The following is a 16,289-nucleotide window of genomic DNA, read 5'->3' as shown; positions in this document are numbered from 1 at the left end:
ACATCACAGCGAACTGGGGGTCAGCGGCGCATGACTGGAAAAGTGCGATGAATCAATTTGCGATTCTGTACGGAGATCGGTTCATCAGGCCAACCTGGTGAAATCAAGGCCTGCCGGGCGGCAGGCCGTTACCGGCCCGCACACAAAAAACCTGACACTCCGGATAACGCCTTCCTCGAGTGTGCGCCCAGGCACAACAACCAGTACACCCAGCGACAAGCCTTCCCCCCACCCTGCCCCGTAGCCTGTCACCACGCGCCGCCCACCGCGGCACGCAGCCAAACTACAAGAACAAACGTTGGTGACCTATGCAGACAGTAGATCCGATCACCCTGGCGGTTGTACGCGGAGCGCTGGAAACAGCGCAACGCGAGATGACCCTGACCCTGGAAAAGACCGGCCGCTCCAGTGTGTTCAACCTGGCCCACGACTATTCCAACTCGCTGTTCGACCACCTGCCGGAAATGATCCTGCAAGGCCAGGACATCCCGATCCACCTAGGCTCGCTGATACCGGCCATGAAGTGCGTGGCCGAGTTCTTCGCTGACGACATCGCCGAAGGCGACGTGATCTACCACAACGACCCGGCCTACAAGGGCAGCCATATTCTCGACTGCTGCATGTACAAGCCGGTGTATTACCAGGGTGAACTGGTCTTCTGGACCGTGTGCAAGGGCCACCTGACCGATATCGGCGGCCCGGTGCCGGCTGGCTACAACCCCGATGCCAAGGAAATTTACGCCGAAGGCCTGCGCATTCCCCCGGTCAAGCTGTGGGAAAAGGGCAAGCGCCGCGAAGACGTGATCAACTTCATGCTCACCAACATGCGCGCCCGCCCCTATCAGGAAGGCGACCTCAACGCCCAGTACGGGGCCTGCAAGGTCGGCGAGCGACACCTTCTGGAGCTGCTCGACAAATATGGCGTGGCGCAAGTACGTGCCTGTATTGCCGAGCTGAAGAACATGGCCGACCGGCACATGCGTGCGTTGCTGCGCGACGTGCCGGACGGCGACTACAGCGGCACCGCAGTACTGGAAGATTCCGGCCACGGCCTGGGTCAACTGGCCATTACTGCCCATGTGCAGATTCGCGGCGACCAGGCCCACGTGCGCATCGAAAGCCCGCCGCAGGTGCCCTACTTTATCAACTCCTACGAAGGCAACTCGGTGTCTGGCGTGTACCTGGGGTTGATGATGTTCGCCCAGGTGGCGCCGCCCTACAACGAGGGCCTGTACCGCTGTGTCACGGTCGATGTCGGGCCCAGGGGTACGCTGTGCAACGCCGAGGAACCGGCGCCCCACGTCAACTGCACCACCACGCCGATGGAAACCCTGGCCGATGCCGTGCGCACGGCACTGGAGCAAGCCTCACCACAGCGGGTGACCGCCTCCTGGGGGCATACCAGTGGCATCAATATCGCCGGCCGCGACCTGCGCAACGGCAACAGTGAGTACGTGACCATGGTGCTGGCCTCGATCATCTCCGGCGCCGGTGCCAACCAGGTGATGGACGGCTGGCACGCCTGCGGTCCGCTGTGCTGCTTCGGGGCGCTGATGAGCGGTGACATCGAACTGCTGGAACATGCCTACCCGGTGCTGATCCACCGTTACAGCCTGATGGCCGACAGCGGCGGTGCCGGCAGATTCCGCGGTGGCTCGGGCACCCGCCTGGAAATCGAACCGCTGGACCACGCAATGACCGTGGTCGGTTTTGGCGAGGGCCGTCAACTGCCCACCGCCGGTGCCGCCGGCGCACGCAATACCCTGCTGGAGCCCAAGCTGGGCCGGCTGATTCACCGCCACGCCGACGGCAGCGAGGACCACTACACGCAAAACCCGATGCTGACCGTGCAGCCCGGCGAACGCATCATCAACATCAACCCCGGTGGTGGTGGCTACGGCGACCCCCTGCAGCGCCCCATTGCCTCGGTGTTGCAGGATGTACGCAACGGCCTGGTTTCGCCCCAAGGCGCGGCCTTGGAGTACGGCGTGGTCCTCGATGCCGATGGCCAGCTGGATGAAACCGCCACCCGCCTCGCCCGCGCCCCGCACTGACCGGAGAATCATCATGCGTAACCAATATCGCCTGGGCATCGACGCCGGCGGCACCTTCACCGATTTCATCCTGGCCGACCGCGCCGGCGGTGTACAGCTGTTCAAGGCGCCATCCACACCGCAGGACGGCACCCTGGCCATTCGTGCCGGCCTGGCGCAAATCGCCGATGCCACCGGTCACAGCCCGGCCGAGCTGATCGCCAACTGCGACCTGTGCATCAATGGCACCACCGTGGCCCTCAACGCACTGATCGAGCGCACCGGGGTCAAGGTCGGCCTGCTGTGCACCGAAGGCCATGAGGACAGCCTGGAAATCCGCCTGGGACACAAGGAAGAAGGCCACCGCTACGATGCCCACTACCCGCCAGCGCACATGCTCGTCCCGCGCCACCTGCGCCGCCCGATCGCGGGGCGCATGCTTGGCGATGGCCGCGAATACAGCCCGCTGGACGAGCGCGCCATCCACGCCGCCATCGACTACTTCCGTGCCGAAGGCGTGCAGGCCGTGGCCATTTCCTTCCTGTGGTCGGTGCGCAACCCCAGCCACGAGCAGCGTGCCGCCGAGCTAGTACGAGCGGCGCTGCCTGGAGTGTTCGTCTGCACCGGTTGCGAAGTGTTCCCGCAGATCCGTGAGTACACCCGCACCTCCACCACCGTGGTCAATGCGTATCTCAGCCCGGTGATGGCGCGCTACGTGGCGCGTATCGACAGCCTGTTCCAGGAGCTTGGCGCGCAGCAGCCGGTGCGCTACTTCCAGTCCAACGGCGGGCTGGCACCCGGGCACCTGATGCGCGAGCGCGCGGTGAATGCGATCAACTCCGGCCCCGCTTCGGCACCCCAGGCCGGGCTGGCGGTGGCCCGCCCGTTCGGCATCGACAACGTCATCACCGTGGACATGGGCGGCACCTCGTTCGACATCACCCTGACCAACGCCGGGCGCACCAACTTCAGCAAGGACGTGGACTTCCTGCGCCAGCGCATCGGCGTGCCGATGATCCAGGTGGAAACCCTGGGCGCCGGCGGTGGCTCCATCGCCCACCTGGACGAGTTCGGCATGCTCCAGGTCGGCCCGCGCAGCGCCGGCGCCATGCCTGGGCCTGTTTGCTATGGCAAGGGCGGCAGCGAGCCGACCGTGACCGACGCCAACCTGGCCCTGGGCTACCTGCCCGATGGCGCGCTGCTGGGCGGCAGCATTCGCTTGAACCGCCAGGCTGCGCTGGACGCCATTCGCAGCAACATCGCCGAGCCGCTGGGCATCAGCGTGGAGCGCGCCGCGTTCGGGATCACCACACTGGTCAACCTGAACATGGTCAACGGCATCCGGCGTGTGTCCATCGAACGCGGCCACGACCCACGCGACTTCACGCTGATCGGCGCAGGCGGCGCAGCGGGCATGCACGTGGTGCGCCTGGCCGAGGAAATCGGCATGCAGACTGTGCTGATCCCCAAGGTGGCCTCGGGCTTGTGCGCCTTCGGCCAGATCCTTTCCGATGTGCGCTACGACCAGCTCACCAGCCTGTCGATGCGCGTGGACGGCGAGCACGTGAACCTGGCGCAGCTCAACCAGGCTCTGGCTGAACTGCGCCAGCAAGGCCTGGCGAACCTGCGCGAAGACGGCTTTGGCGACCAGGCCAGCAGCTGCCACTACACCCTGGAAATGCGCTACCTGGGGCAGATCCATGAATGCAGTGTCGAACTGGAGCAGCACGCCTTGGATGACACCGGCCTGGCCGCACTGATCAGCCGCTTCCACATCCGTCACCAGACCCTGTACTCGTACAGCGAGCCGGACAGCCCGGTGGAGTTGGTGAACCTGGAATGCTCGGTGATCGGCCACCTGCCGCGCCCTCCGCAACCCGAGTTGTCGGGCCCGGCCGAGCCTGGGGTGCCGGCGCCGGGCACGCTGCGGCCGATGCTGTTCAGTGCCGACGGCGGCTGGCAAGCCACGCCCGTGTTCAACGGCAACCGGCTGCTGCCGGGTCAGACCGTGCACGGCCCTTGCGTGATCGAGGAAGACACCACCAATATCGTCATCCCGCCTGGCTGGCAGGCGCGGCTGGAGCCTTCGGCGACCTACCGGGTGACACGCGGGGCTTGATCGAAAGGTCGGCCTACGCCGATCATGGGGCCTGACAACCGCCCGGCAGTTTGCGCTGCCGGGCGGTTTGCACAATAACAAGAGCTGCTTGAGTAGCTTGCCTGCAGTTCCTTTTTTCAATGCTGCCCTCTTTGAAAAAGGACCACCATGCCCACAGAACTCTCGACCCACGGCTGGCCACAGCCGGAGCGCCAGGCGCGTTGGGCCCAAGCCATCAGTGACACTTACTTCCCGTTAACCCTGGAGTTCGCCACCGCACAGCCGTTCGACGGCCACCTGCAGCGCTGGAGCACCCCCAGCACGCCGCTCAGCCTGTCGCGCCTGCGCTCCAGCCAGCTGGGCTACTCGCGCAGCAAGGCGCACATCGGCCAGGACCATGAAGCGTTCTACCTGGTGACCGTGCCGCGCAGCAGCGAGGTGCATTTCGAACAGGACGGCCAGCAGCTCAGTTGCAGCCCGGGCGGTTTCATCGTCGAGCGCGGCGATGCGCCCTACCGCTTCCATTACGGCAAGCAGAACGATTTGTGGGTGCTGAAGCTGCCCGAACGCGCACTCAAGGCCAACCTGCTCGGGCACAAGCGCTACACCCGCCATTGCTTCGATGCCAGCCAGGGCCTGGGTCGCATCTTCGTCGAGCAGCTGGACCTGTGCGCCCGCCACTTCGACGCCAGCCCAGCCGCCGCCCGCCACCTGCTGCTGGAGCAGGCCACCGCCACCCTGCTGCTGGCCTTGCAACAGGACCAGCGGGTGCTGGGCAGCGAAGGCAGCAACCTCAGCACCCTGCACCTGACGCGGGTCGAGCAGTACGTGCAGCAACACCTTGGCGACCCAGAGCTGTCGCCAGCCGCCATCGCCGGTGCCTGCGGGCTGTCGCTGCGCTACCTGCACAAGCTGTTCGCGATCACACCCTATACCCTCGGTGAGTGGGTGCGTCACCAACGCCTGGAGGCCGTGCACCGGCAACTGCGCGACCCGCACTGCCACCTGGCCATCGGCGAACTGGCGTTTCGCTGGGGTTTTACCGACCAGGCGCAGTTCACCCGGGCGTTTCGCCAGCGTTATGGGTGCACGGCGCGGGAGGTTCGGGCTGCGTGTGCGCACTGAGGCGCTGCGGCAGCATTCAGGCCAGGCGCTGAAGTTGCGCGATCAACCCCCCGCCGCGACATCCACCACCGTCCAGCTGTCATCCGGGTCAAAGCGCTTCATCTGCCCAGCCAGCTTGTCGCCATGCGGCCCGAGGTCTTTTTCGAAGACCTGGCCGTCATGGCTGATCATGAAGCTCATCACGCCGGTATCGTCGTACCTGGCCGGCCAGGCGACCATGGCGAAACCGCGGCTCATCTGGTTGCCGATCAGGTAACTGTAGGCGCCACCCGGGGCGGAGGGCCCCTGGGCATCGAGGATGCGAAAGTGGTAGCCGTACCAGGCGTCACCGACCACATCCTGGCCAAAAAGCGGGCCTAGCGGGCTGACCTCACCGTCGCCGTTGTCGTCCCAGTACAGCCCGTCATGCTTGCCCGGCTCGCTGAATACCTTCTGCGCGTATTCCAGCGCCCCGTTACCGTTATGGTCCTGGGTGGCGTAGTCCATTTGCGCGTCGTGGTAGGCCAGCAGCGACTGCAAGGTGCCCAGCTCGTTGCGGCCAATGCGCCGGGCGCGGATTTCGGCGCTGCCGGCCTTGAGGTCGAAGTGCCAACCCTGGCGGCTTTTGCTCAGCGGTATGGGCAAGGTCCAGTGGTCACTGCCTACCGCCAGTATGGCCTTGTCCTCACCAGGCCGGTCGATACTGTGCTGCGCATGGTATTGCGCCAGGAACGTGTCCACGTCGCTGCGTTGCACGCCGCCGCGCGGTATGTAGGTACGCCAGTCATCGCCCAGCAACTGGGCCAGGCGGGCCTCGTCAGCTTTTGTCTCGCCCAGCGCTGCGACAAAGGAATCCACTGCTTGCTCCGGCGTCGCGAAGGTTTGTTGCGCTGTGGCCAACGCTGAGCTGGCCATGCCTGCCGCCAGCAGCAATGCCGCCAACGCCCGGCGGCTCATCGCCGGCCCCCTGCACCACGGCGCGCCGGCGCACTCGGCCGCGATATGGCGTGCCCCGCGGCACGCGATGCATTGGGGCGCTGGGCAAACGCCTGGCTGACGTGGCCACGGCTGGCCTGCGCGCTGGTGCGTGACGGTGCGCGCACGCCGTCGAAGGCATTGTTGCGGGCCCGGCCTGCGGTACCGGCAGCGCGGTTATGGGCCAACTGCCGCGCCTGGCCTTCACCATGCCGCGCCTGGGTACTGCGCAGTTCCTGGCGACGGTCGGCCGCCCTCGCGTTATCGCCAAGGGGCTGCACGCGCTGGCCGCCCGCATTGCCTGCCTGCGCTTCACGCACTTGCTGGCGTGCCTGCCGGTTATTGGTCGCCGGCCGTTCGATGCCGGCCCGGTCCATCGAGGCCCTGGCCTTGTCACGGGCCTGCGCGCGCTGGGCGTCGTCACCGCGAAAGGCCGTACGTTGCGTGGCGCCGTCCAGCTGGCGGCCATACTGCTGGCGACTGCGGGCGTCGCGATAAGGCACACCTTCGCGGTTGACGGTGTTGTGCCGCCATTTGTTCTGGTTGTTGCTGATACGGTTGCTGACGTTGAGGTTGTTGTAGCGGTTGACGTCGATGTCGATGTCATTGTGGCCCCAGTCACAGTTGCCCCACAGCGAACTGACAATTGCCACGCCAGTACCGAAGGCCAGGCCCGCCACCAGTGCGGAGCCGGCGTAATACAGGGGCGGCGGCGGGTAGTAGGCCGGTGGCGAAGCGGGATAGGCCCAGGTGCCATAGGCGGTGGTGGGGTTGTAGCTGGGCACGTAAACCACCTGCGGGTCGGCCGGCTGGATGATGATGGTACTCGGCGGGCTGCTGGCTACAGGCACCTGGGTGCTGGCCGCCGGTGCCGGGGCGGCCTGCACGGTAACGTTCTGGTACTGGTTGCTCTGCAGGTTGCCGGCAGCCTGTGCCTGGTGACGCAAGCGCTGCACGCCGGCCATGACATCGTCGGGCTGGGCAAGGAAGGCATCGCCCAGGCGCTGGACCCAGGCCGGGTCCTGGCCGAGGGTCGCCAGCACCTGCGGGAACGCCACCAGCGCTTGTACGCTCGGGTCCCACGGCTGCTTGGCAACTTGCCTGACCGCATCGTCGCCGGACGCCTTGGGGTTGGCCTTGGACCAGGTGACGGCTTCGCTCACCTGCCCGGGGTAGGTGGCCGCCATCAGTACCTGGGCCAGCAGCGCATCGGGGTACAACGCGATGGGCGCGAGCATCTGGTCCAGCTGTGCCTGGGTGAAAACCGGGTCTTTGGCCGCGACCGCATCGGCCGCCGCAGGCGGCTCGGTGGCCGGTACCTCTGCTGCCAGCACCAGGCCGGGCACGGTGCCAAGGCACAGTGCTGCCGTCAAAACCACACACAGTGGCATGCGCATCGCTTATCCCCAAGACCAGGCCGCGTGGGTTAAGGGTAGCAACGATGGTGAATTCGGCCATCGGGCATAAACCGCCAGCGGCTCACGCGCGGTCGATAGTCACTATCGAGAATGGCAATTTCTGCCAAACGGCATTGCGGAATAACCTTGCTCCATCGACTCGCCAACTACCACAGGCCCCCGGAGCTCACCCATGAATACCCTGGCCCGCCCGCTGCTCGCCATCTTTGCCGTTTTTGCCATCGCCATCAGCAGCGGCTGTGCCAGCCACCCCGAACTGCGTGCATACACCGCCGACGAAACCCGCCAGCTGCAGCTGGAAGCGTTGCAGCGCCGGGGCCTTTCGCTGGACGACTACGAGTTGCAGCGGCGGGTGATCCAGCGTGCCGGCAACCTGCCTGTGGTGACGGAAGCCGCCGACGCTGACCGTTCGACCAAAGGCTGAACCGGCTAACCGGCGGTTCCCTCCAGCCACCTGCGCAGGTATCCTCTACCGCTCAACCGCAAGCTTTCCAGGATGGAGACCATGACCAGGCCTCTTCTATTGTTGAGCGCTGCACTGCTATTCAGCCCCATGCTGCTGGCCCAGCAGATCAAACGCGATCTGGGCGGCTTTGACTTCACGCTCGGCACCACCCCATCACGCAGCATGGCCCAAGGGCTGATTTCGCCCAGTGCCGTCGGTGCCTTTCACGGCGGTTTGGACCTGAGCCACCCCAGTGGCTGGTACATTGGCCAGTACGCCCCCAGCATGGGCGTTACCGCCGATTCGACGCTGCGGCTGGACAGCTACCTGGGCTACAAGCACCACTTCGACAGCAGCCTGGGCTACGAAATGGGGTTGATCCACTACAGCCAGCCGAATATCGCAGGCCCCGACAGCTATGCGCTGTATGGGGGTATTTCGGTGCTGGGCAGCCGCTTCGGCGGGGCGCTGCGCGACAACCCCGACAACCGCACCGGCACCCTGTTTGCCGACTTCGGCCAACTGCCGCTGTTCGCTGTCGACCTGACCGTCAAGCTCGCTCATCACCGTTTGGGCACGCCGTTCACCATTGGTGATGGCAGCCAGGTCAGTGGGTTCTCCGACTGGTCGCTGGAGCTGTCGCGGCCTTGGCTTGGCATCGACCTCAACCTCATCTACAGCAACTCCAACCTCAGTGGCGACGGGTGTGACGCATACTCGGGCATCAACACCTATTGCGACAGCGTGGTCACGCTCAAGGCGCAGCGCAGTTTCTTTTAACGGCGCGGCGCCAGTGCCAGGGCGATACCCCCCAGCACCACAACGCAGGCCACCAGCAGGCGCACCGACAGCGGTTCACCAATCAGCACAACCCCACCCAGTGCGGCAATGACCGGCACGCTCAGCTGCATGGTCGCTGCCTGTTGCGCAGTGACCTGCCTGACCACGCCATACCACACCGCATAACCCGCGCCAGATGCCAGCACGCCGGAGCCCAGGGCATACAACCAACCCGGCGTGGTGAGGTGTGGGCCTGCGCTCAGCAGCAGCATCGGTGTCAACAGCACCAGCCAGGGCAAACTACGCATGAAGTTGCCGGCAGTGTCGGCCAATGGCCTGGGCGAGCCTTTGCCCAGCAGCGTGTACACCCCCCAGGCGACGCCGGACAAAGCCATGAGCAAGGCACTGGGCAAGGGTGGCGCCTCGGCCCCGGGCAGCAGCAGCACCAGCAGGCCGGCAAAGGCGATCAGCATCCCCAGCAGCATGCGCACGGTGATGTGTTCGCTCTTGTACCAGGCGAACCCGAACATGGTGATCTGCACGGCGCCGAACAGCAGCAAGGCACCTGCACCTGCGCCCAGTTGCAGGTACGCGGCAGAAAACAGGAACGCGTACAGGAACAGAGCCAGACCGCCCCGCCAGCTGCCGCCCATGGCGAGCACCGGCCGACGCAGGCGGAGCAACAACAGCAGGAACAACGCACCACTGGCCAGGCGTACCAGCGTGAACGATGCCGGGTCGATGGCCCCGTCCTTCAGCGCCAGCCGGCAGAACACCGAATTGGCGGCGAAGGCCACCAGGCTGAACAATGCAGGCCAGAGCCAGGAACGGGCCTTGCGGTTGGTAAGCGTGGTGGTGCCGGTGCTCATGGTGGGGTCACCTCTGAGGGGGAACTGTTGTTGTAGCGGGGATGCTGGCAGGACCTGCGTCGATATACAACAGATGGGGTTTTGGCGCTTGGTTGGCCGGCGGGCCCGATGGTCAGGCACCCGGATAGCATCAGGGCTTACAGGCGCTGAAAATGCTGTGCAAGCACCTGTAAGCCCTGATGCAACGCCCCAAAGTCCTAGCCCGCTGCCACAGCGTCGATCTCCACCAGCATGCCGTCCAGCGCCAGCCGGGGCACCGGTATGAGTGTGCAAGTCGGCTTCATGTTCGGCCCCCAGGCCTCGTCGGCCGCGGCCACCCATTCGCGCAGCCGTGCTTGCGAATGCTCGACCACCAGCAGTGTCAACTTGACGACCTGGGCCAAGCCGGCGCCTTTCGAAACCAGGGCCAGCTCAAGGTTGGCCAGCGCCTGGCGCGCCTGCTCGGCGAACACGGGCGACAACGCGCCGTCGCGGTCCTCCCCGCCCTGGCCGGCGATAAACAGCAGGCGGCTGCCGGCACGCACCTCGGCAACGTGGGAATACGCGTTGCTACTAGGGTCGTAGAGGCCTTCTGGGTTGCTTAGCTGGAATGCACTTGATGGGGTCACGACAAGCCCTCGTTCAGTTGAAAGAGTGGCGGAGTATCGGACCTTAAGTTAACTCGAGGTCAAGCCCGGAAAGGCGGGGACGCTCGCCAGGCAAGCCTCGTGATGTAGGACGTTTCGCACAACGTGGCAGCTTCCGTAAACCACGCGTGTGTTTGCGCCGTCGTTGACAGGCGCTAGATTGCCCATCCCGGCACGGAGGCCTGCATGCAACAAGGAAACCCCATGAGCAAACATGACTTTCAACTCGCCTACACCATCAAGCCGCGCGACCCGGATGAAGATGAATACAATGCCGCGCAGGCACGCCAGCGCCTGCGGGAAAACATTGGCCTGGACACCGTGGAGCATATCGAGACCACACTGCTGGGCTGGGTACAGCTCGCCAGCCTTTCCAAGGCGGACAAAGCCCTTGAAGCGGAGCGGGTTATCCGCGAGCGCATTCATGCAGAACTCAAACAGCTGCGAGTACTGTCGAGCGTAAAATTCTACGGCTGCCTGATGGTCGACGGCCTGGGCCCGGCGATCCGCTTCAACATCGTCTAGCTTGCGGCGCGGCATCGGGCGCCCCTGCGCCTGATGCCGACGATGCTCACTTCTCTTCCAGCACTACCCTGCCCTTCACCGCCCGCGGCCCGCGCAAGGCCCAAACCAGCAGACCGATGACAGGTGCGTAAACCACGAACACGATCCACAGCATCTTGCGCTCGGCGCGCCGCTCACTGCCGATGATGTGCCAGATGGCCCATACTTCAAGCAGGATCACCGCGATTGCAACGAGGAACCAGATTGTTCCGATTTCCATGAGCATCCTCCCATTGGCATGTACTGGCTTAGGTGGCAGCGAGCGCCAAGGGTTCAGACGGATTTGCCTGCCTTGAGGCTCCACGCCGGCAAGCCAGCTTCTTCAAGTAAAGCACCAGACGCTGGCTTTGTGCAGTTCATGTGGGCGCTGGTTGCCACACCAGGCCGCTTGCCTGAACACGACCTGCAATACGTCACAACCACCCGGAAAGTTGTCTTTCCCCCGGCCAGCCCCCACACTCTCCAGGCCAGCCAGGAAGCGGAGTCCAGAGTGCCCACGCCACGCCAGTTCAGCAAGAAGACCAGTACCAGCAACATGCTGCGGCTGAAAACCAGCAGCGCCAATGCCCAGGCCCCCTATCGGGTCGATTTCATCCTGCTCGAACACTTCTCGATGGCCAGCTTCACCGTGGCCATGGACGTGCTGGTCACAGCCAACCTGCTACGTGCCGACAGCTTCCAGTTCACCGCGCTGTCGCTGGACGGCGACCGGGTACTCAGCGACCTGGGGCTGGAGCTGGTGGCCACCGAGCTGTCTGCCGAGGCGTTGAAGGAACTTGACCTGCTGGTTGTCTGCGGCGGCTTGCGCACACCGTTGAAGTACCCGCAACTCGACCGCCTGCTAGATGACAGTGCCGCTCACGGCATGGCCTTGGGCGGCCTGTGGAACGGCGCGTGGTTCCTGGGTCGCGCCGGGGTGCTGGACGATTATGGCTGCAGCATTCACCCCGAGCAGCGCGCCAGCTTGTCCGAACGCAGCCCGCAAACGCGCATCACCCCGGCCAGCTTCACCCTCGATCGCGACCGCCTCACCGCCGCCAGCCCGAATGGCGCCATGGAGCTGATGCTGGGCCTGGTGCGCAGGCTGTACGGCGACGGCCTGGCCGAGGGCGTGGAGGAAATCCTGTCGTTCTCGGGCGCACGCTACCGCCAGGTCGGCCCAGGGGCGAAGAAATCCATGAGCCTGCACCTGCGTACCATCGTCGAGCTGATGGAAAACAACCTCGAGGAAACCCTCAGCCTTGACCAGCTGGCCGCCTACAGCGGGCGCTCGCGCCGTCAGATCGACCGCCTGTTCCAGGCCCAGCTGGGAACGTCGCCGCGGCGCTATTACATGGAACTGCGCATCACCAAGAGCCGCCGGCTGCTGCAGTACTCCGACCTGTCGGTGATGGAGGTGGCAGTGGCCTGCGGGTTTGTCTCGGTGTCGCACTTCAGCAAGTGCTATGCGGCGTACTTCGGGTACCCGCCGTCGCGGGAGCAGCGCCTGGGCGAATAACCGGGCATATCGAGTGCCGCCCGCGCGGTGCTCGATCTCACTGGCGCAACACCCTGTCAGCCTGCTCAGACGCAGATATAGCGCAGCACCGCATCACAGATCATGGCCTTGTGGCGCAGCTTGATTTGCTCGTCGGACAGATCGATCTGGAAGATCTCGCCAAAGGTGTGGCGATTCGATACCCGGTAGAAGCAGAACGCGCTCATCAGCATGTGCAGGTCGATAACCTCGATGCCAGTGCGGAATACGCCTTCCTGCACACCACGGTGCAGGGTATTGCCCAGGGCTTCGAGCACCAGGCTGCTCATTTCGCGAATCGCCGGCGACTGCTTCACGTATTCGCCATAGTGGATGTTCTCCGTGCAGATGATCCGCACGAAGTCGACATTGCGGTCGTGGTGATCGAAGGTGAACTCCACCAACCGACGGATCGCCTGCTCGGCCGGCAGCGACTCCAGGTCGAGGCTTTGCTCGGTCTTGCGGATATCGCCGTACAGCTTGATCAGGCACTCGCAGTACAGCTGCTCCTTGCTGCCGAAGTAGTAGTAGATCATGCGCTTGGAGGTGGCGGTGCGCTCGGCAATGGCGTCGACGCGGGCGCCGGCCAGCCCTTGCTGGACGAATTCGTTGATGGCGGCCTGGAGGATGTCCTCGCGGGTTTTCTCGGGGTTGTTCTTGCGCGTTCTGCGCACCCCTTCGGTTTCAGGCTGGCCGAGGCCGACTACGGAATCACTCATACCCACTCACAGGCTGTTTATTGGAATAGGGGGATTATCCGTGAGCGCGACCATGCAGGGAAGCACGCTGTTGGTCGGGTAGCCAGGTAGCAGCCCTGCTGGCTGGCCTTGTCAGCGCCCGGCACAACCCGCTAGCCTGCCTGCCACTGCCCCGGACGGACCCTGCCCCATGCAACCGCGCGACCTCGCCGCCTACCTGTTCCTGGCCATCGCCTGGGGCTTTTCGTTCCTGGTGGTACTCAAGGTGGTGCATGCCTTTGGCTGGGTTGGCGCGGTCAGCCTGCGGGCACTGATCGCCGGGGGTACCCTGGCGCTGCTCGCCGCGCTGCTGGGCCGCACACTGCGCCTGCGGCCACTGCTGGTCCCGCTGCTGGTGGTGGGCGCCACGACGGTGGCTGGGCAGCTGATCGGCCTGTCGTACGCCACCCCGCGCATCGGCACGGCAATGGCGGCGATTATTGTCGCCACCATTCCGCTGTTCTCGATGCTGATCGGACGCGTCTGGGGCCTTGAGAAAATCACCCGGCAGGGCCTGGCAGGGTTGCTGCTGGGTATTGTCGGCATCGCCATCCTGGTGGGCTTCCCCGCCCGGCCTATCGATGACGACTTCATCCACGGCTGCATCGCTTCGCTGCTCGGCTGCATCAGCGCCGCTTACGGCAGCAACTACGCCAGCCTGCACTTGCGCGGCCAGGACCCCTGGACGGTAACCGGCGGCGCGTTCCTGGCGGGCGGGTTGCTGACCTTGCCACTGCTGCTGGTAGTGCCGGTGCCCAGTGTGCCGCAAGCCAGCGACTGGCTGTACCTGCTGCTTAGCGGCGCGGTGATGAGCGCCACCACCTACGTGCTGTACTTTGGCCTGGTGGCACGCATCGGCGCTACCCGCGCCATCAGCGTGGAGTTCGTGGTCACCCTGGTGGCGGTAGTGGTCGGCGCGTTGTTCCTCGATGAGGCGCTGAGCCTGTTGCAGGCCGCCGGCGGCGTGGTGATTCTGCTCGGCTGCATGCTGGTGCTGGGGCTGCTGCCGGGGCGCAAGCGGCGCTTGCCCAGCTAAGCGCGGGGTCAGTCGCGCTGTGCGGTATCTGGCTGCAGCGGCGGGGTCAGGTGCAGCACACGGTTGCGACCGCCTTCAGCCAGCAGGTAACCGCCCTTGCCATCGGCGGCTATGGACTGAGGGGCTTTCAGGAAGGTCAGTACAGTGTGCTGAATACCCTGGGCATCAACGCGCAGCAGGCGTGCGCGATGGGTGTTGTCTTCGCTGATCCACAGGCCGCGCTGGTCGCAGAACAGGAACGTGGGGTTACGCAGGCCATCGACCACTACCGGGTCCTTGCCATCCTCGGATAGGGCGCGGACCTTGCCATTGGCCTTCTCGGTGTACAGCAGGCGGCCATCGCTGCAGCGGGTGAGGCCTTCGGTTTCGGTCAGGCCGGCGCGCAGTACATCGAGCTGGCCGCTGTTCCAGTCATAGCGCATCAAACGACCATTGCCCTTGCGGTCCTCAATGGCATACAGGTAATCGCCGTCATTCCACAGGCCCTGCACGCTCTCGCCATCGAACAGTCGAGTCACCCGGCCATCACGGGCCAGGCTGACCGGAGCGAGCCCGCCTTCCTGGCTGAACACCCAGCCGCCCTGCGCCGCCACCATACCGTCAGGCTTGGACAGGTTGTCGATGACCACCACCCGGTCGCCCTGCGCGGTGATCTTGAGAATGCTGCCCTGGCCATCATCCAGCTCGCGGCTGACCAGCAGGCTGCCATCAGCTTGCGGCAACAGCGACGCGGCCTTGGTCACATCCCGGTGCAGCACCTCGACGCCCCAGCCGGCTGCAGCCTGCACCGGGTAAAAACTCTGCCATGCGAAAAAACCGAAGGTAGCCGCGAGCAGGCCAGTGGTGGCAGTCAAAGCGATACGGGTGCTGCGTTTGCGCAGGATGTGCGGCATCTAGGGGCTCCTCGGGATTGCCGGGGATGCTAGCAAGCGGATGTGAAAAAAATGTCGAAAATCGACAGATCGTTACAAAACAAAAGGATATAAAAAGAACAAAACAATCTAACAAAAGGAAATATTAAAATTGAAAGCCAACGGCCATCTCCCTAGTCTGGGTGCATCGCTAGCTGCCCCATACAAGGAACAACGCCCATGCCTTCCCGACCCTTTTCCCCCCTGCGCCGCCTGCTGATCGGCGGTTTGCTGGCCAGTGTCGCCAGTGCCCTGCTGCCGTGGTCGCAAGCCGTGGCCGAAGACGCCAAGACCTTGCGCATCGGTTACCAGAAATTCAACAGCATCAACATTCTCAAAGGTAGCGGCGCGTTGGAGAAGGCCCTGGCACCGCAGGGGGTAACTGTCAGCTGGCACGAATTTGCTGCGGGCCCACAGTTGCTCGAAGCCCTGAGCACTGGTGCAATCGACCTCGGCCACGCCGCCGACGCGCCTTTGGTGTTTGCCCAAGCCGCAGGCAAGCCGGTGGTTTACCTGGCCGCCGAACAACCCTACCCACGCGGCATCGGCCTGGTGGTGCGGGAGCAGGACCACCTGGCCCGCGTGCAGGACCTGAAAGGCAAGCGTGTAGCCACCGGCCGTGGCTGGAACGCCCAGTATCTGTTGGCCGTGGCTTTGCAACAGGCTGGCCTCAGCTACCAGGACATCACCCCCGCCTACGTCAACAATGCCGCCGACGCGGTAGCTGCCCTGCAATCGGGCAGCGTCCAGGCCGTGACCCTGTGGGACCCGTTCCTCGCCGCCGCAGAGCACCAGCCCGGCCTGAAAAACCTGCGCGATGGCAACGGTTTGTCCAGCAACCGCACCTTCTACCTGTCCACCGCCAGCTTCGCCGACCAGCACCGCGCCCTGCTGAAAACCTTCTTCGCCGAACTGGGCAGAGTCAGCCAGTGGGCCAACAGCAAGCCTGCCGAGGTTGCCGCCTTGCTGGCCCCACAGCTAGGGATCAATGCCGACGTGCTGGAAGTGGCCAGCGAACGACGCAACTACAACGCCGTGGCCATCACCCCGCAAATAATTGCAGAGCAACAGAAACTGGCCGATACCTTCCAGGGCCTGGGCCTCATCCCGCGCAAGCTGCAGGTAGCCGATGCGGTCTACCCTGCCTCCGTGTTGCCTTGAGCGGAGAATGCCAGCC

16 protein-coding genes are annotated in these 16,289 nt (G+C 64.6%); 9 read left to right on the top strand and 7 right to left on the bottom strand.

Annotated elements, in window-relative coordinates; genetic code table 11:
* Positions 1-308 precede the first annotated feature (308 nt).
* From HP547_RS07450 to HP547_RS07440, 3 genes are all read left to right on the top strand, one after another.
* Positions 309-2,054: a hydantoinase B/oxoprolinase family protein gene (locus HP547_RS07450; RefSeq protein WP_172285925.1), complete on the top strand. Its 1,746-nt coding sequence runs from the start codon at positions 309-311 to the stop codon at positions 2,052-2,054.
* A gap of 13 nt (positions 2,055-2,067) precedes the next feature.
* Positions 2,068-4,152 (top strand): hydantoinase/oxoprolinase family protein, encoded by a 2,085-nt coding sequence (locus HP547_RS07445; RefSeq protein WP_172285924.1) that lies wholly within the window; start codon positions 2,068-2,070, stop codon positions 4,150-4,152.
* 147 nt (positions 4,153-4,299) lie between these two features.
* Positions 4,300-5,256, top strand: coding sequence for a helix-turn-helix domain-containing protein (locus tag HP547_RS07440; RefSeq protein ID WP_172231811.1), 957 nt, complete (start codon positions 4,300-4,302; stop codon positions 5,254-5,256).
* 42 nt (positions 5,257-5,298) lie between these two features.
* On the opposite strand, the gene HP547_RS07435 is transcribed toward HP547_RS07440, so the two are convergent.
* Together HP547_RS07435 and HP547_RS07430 are read right to left on the bottom strand one after the other, a co-directional pair.
* A complete protein-coding gene (locus tag HP547_RS07435; RefSeq protein ID WP_172285923.1) occupies positions 5,299-6,192 on the bottom strand; it encodes a DUF2950 domain-containing protein in 894 nt (297 codons plus the stop codon).
* Positions 6,189-7,607, bottom strand: a complete 1,419-nt coding sequence (locus tag HP547_RS07430) for a DUF3300 domain-containing protein (protein ID WP_172285922.1) — start codon at positions 7,605-7,607, stop codon at positions 6,189-6,191. Before HP547_RS07430 ends, HP547_RS07435 begins: the two co-directional genes overlap by 4 nt.
* 193 nt (positions 7,608-7,800) lie before the next feature.
* On the opposite strand from HP547_RS07430, the gene HP547_RS07425 reads away from it, so the two are divergent.
* Together HP547_RS07425 and HP547_RS07420 are read left to right on the top strand one after the other, a co-directional pair.
* Positions 7,801-8,052: a hypothetical protein gene (locus HP547_RS07425; protein WP_172232935.1), complete on the top strand. Its 252-nt coding sequence runs from the start codon at positions 7,801-7,803 to the stop codon at positions 8,050-8,052.
* An 81-nt stretch (positions 8,053-8,133) separates the two neighbouring features.
* Entirely contained in the window at positions 8,134-8,853 is a 720-nt protein-coding gene (locus tag HP547_RS07420) for a TorF family putative porin (RefSeq protein ID WP_172285921.1), read from the top strand.
* Here HP547_RS07420 and HP547_RS07415 read toward each other — a convergent pair.
* Positions 8,850-9,722, bottom strand: a complete 873-nt coding sequence (locus HP547_RS07415) for a DMT family transporter (protein ID WP_172285920.1) — start codon at positions 9,720-9,722, stop codon at positions 8,850-8,852. The two genes, HP547_RS07420 and HP547_RS07415, sit on opposite strands and share 4 nt — an antisense overlap.
* 197 nt (positions 9,723-9,919) lie before the next feature.
* Entirely contained in the window at positions 9,920-10,330 is a 411-nt protein-coding gene (locus HP547_RS07410) for a RidA family protein (protein WP_172232466.1), read from the bottom strand.
* Positions 10,331-10,552: 222 nt separating this feature from the next.
* Here HP547_RS07410 and HP547_RS07405 point away from each other — a divergent pair, with 222 nt between their 5' ends.
* Complete coding sequence (locus tag HP547_RS07405) at positions 10,553-10,873, top strand: hypothetical protein (protein ID WP_172232463.1); 321 nt, start codon at positions 10,553-10,555, stop codon at positions 10,871-10,873.
* Between the two features lie 46 nt (positions 10,874-10,919).
* On the opposite strand, the gene HP547_RS07400 is transcribed toward HP547_RS07405, so the two are convergent.
* A complete protein-coding gene (locus HP547_RS07400) occupies positions 10,920-11,132 on the bottom strand; it encodes a PLD nuclease N-terminal domain-containing protein (protein WP_172232460.1) in 213 nt (70 codons plus the stop codon).
* Positions 11,133-11,402: 270 nt separating this feature from the next.
* Between HP547_RS07400 and HP547_RS07395 the strand changes: the two genes are divergently transcribed.
* Positions 11,403-12,410, top strand: coding sequence for a helix-turn-helix domain-containing protein (locus HP547_RS07395; RefSeq protein ID WP_172285919.1), 1,008 nt, complete (start codon positions 11,403-11,405; stop codon positions 12,408-12,410).
* Between the two features lie 65 nt (positions 12,411-12,475).
* Here HP547_RS07395 and HP547_RS07390 read toward each other — a convergent pair whose 3' ends face one another.
* Complete coding sequence (locus HP547_RS07390) at positions 12,476-13,147, bottom strand: TetR/AcrR family transcriptional regulator (RefSeq protein ID WP_172221293.1); 672 nt, start codon at positions 13,145-13,147, stop codon at positions 12,476-12,478.
* A 169-nt stretch (positions 13,148-13,316) separates the two neighbouring features.
* On the opposite strand from HP547_RS07390, the gene HP547_RS07385 reads away from it, so the two are divergent.
* Entirely contained in the window at positions 13,317-14,201 is an 885-nt protein-coding gene (locus HP547_RS07385; protein ID WP_172221290.1) for a DMT family transporter, read from the top strand.
* An 8-nt stretch (positions 14,202-14,209) separates the two neighbouring features.
* On the opposite strand, the gene HP547_RS07380 is transcribed toward HP547_RS07385, so the two are convergent.
* Positions 14,210-15,094, bottom strand: coding sequence for a hypothetical protein (locus tag HP547_RS07380; RefSeq protein ID WP_172221287.1), 885 nt, complete (start codon positions 15,092-15,094; stop codon positions 14,210-14,212).
* A gap of 198 nt (positions 15,095-15,292) precedes the next feature.
* On the opposite strand from HP547_RS07380, the gene HP547_RS07375 reads away from it, so the two are divergent.
* Complete coding sequence (locus tag HP547_RS07375; protein ID WP_172285918.1) at positions 15,293-16,273, top strand: aliphatic sulfonate ABC transporter substrate-binding protein; 981 nt, start codon at positions 15,293-15,295, stop codon at positions 16,271-16,273.
* The last annotated feature ends 16 nt before the right edge of the window (positions 16,274-16,289 follow it).

It is taken from the genome of Pseudomonas sp. CM27 (assembly GCF_013179515.1).
Taxonomy (GTDB): Bacteria; Pseudomonadota; Gammaproteobacteria; order Pseudomonadales; family Pseudomonadaceae; genus Aquipseudomonas.
The sequence above is the reverse complement of the archived record's forward strand: the minus strand, read 5'-3'. Positions and strand labels throughout refer to the sequence as shown.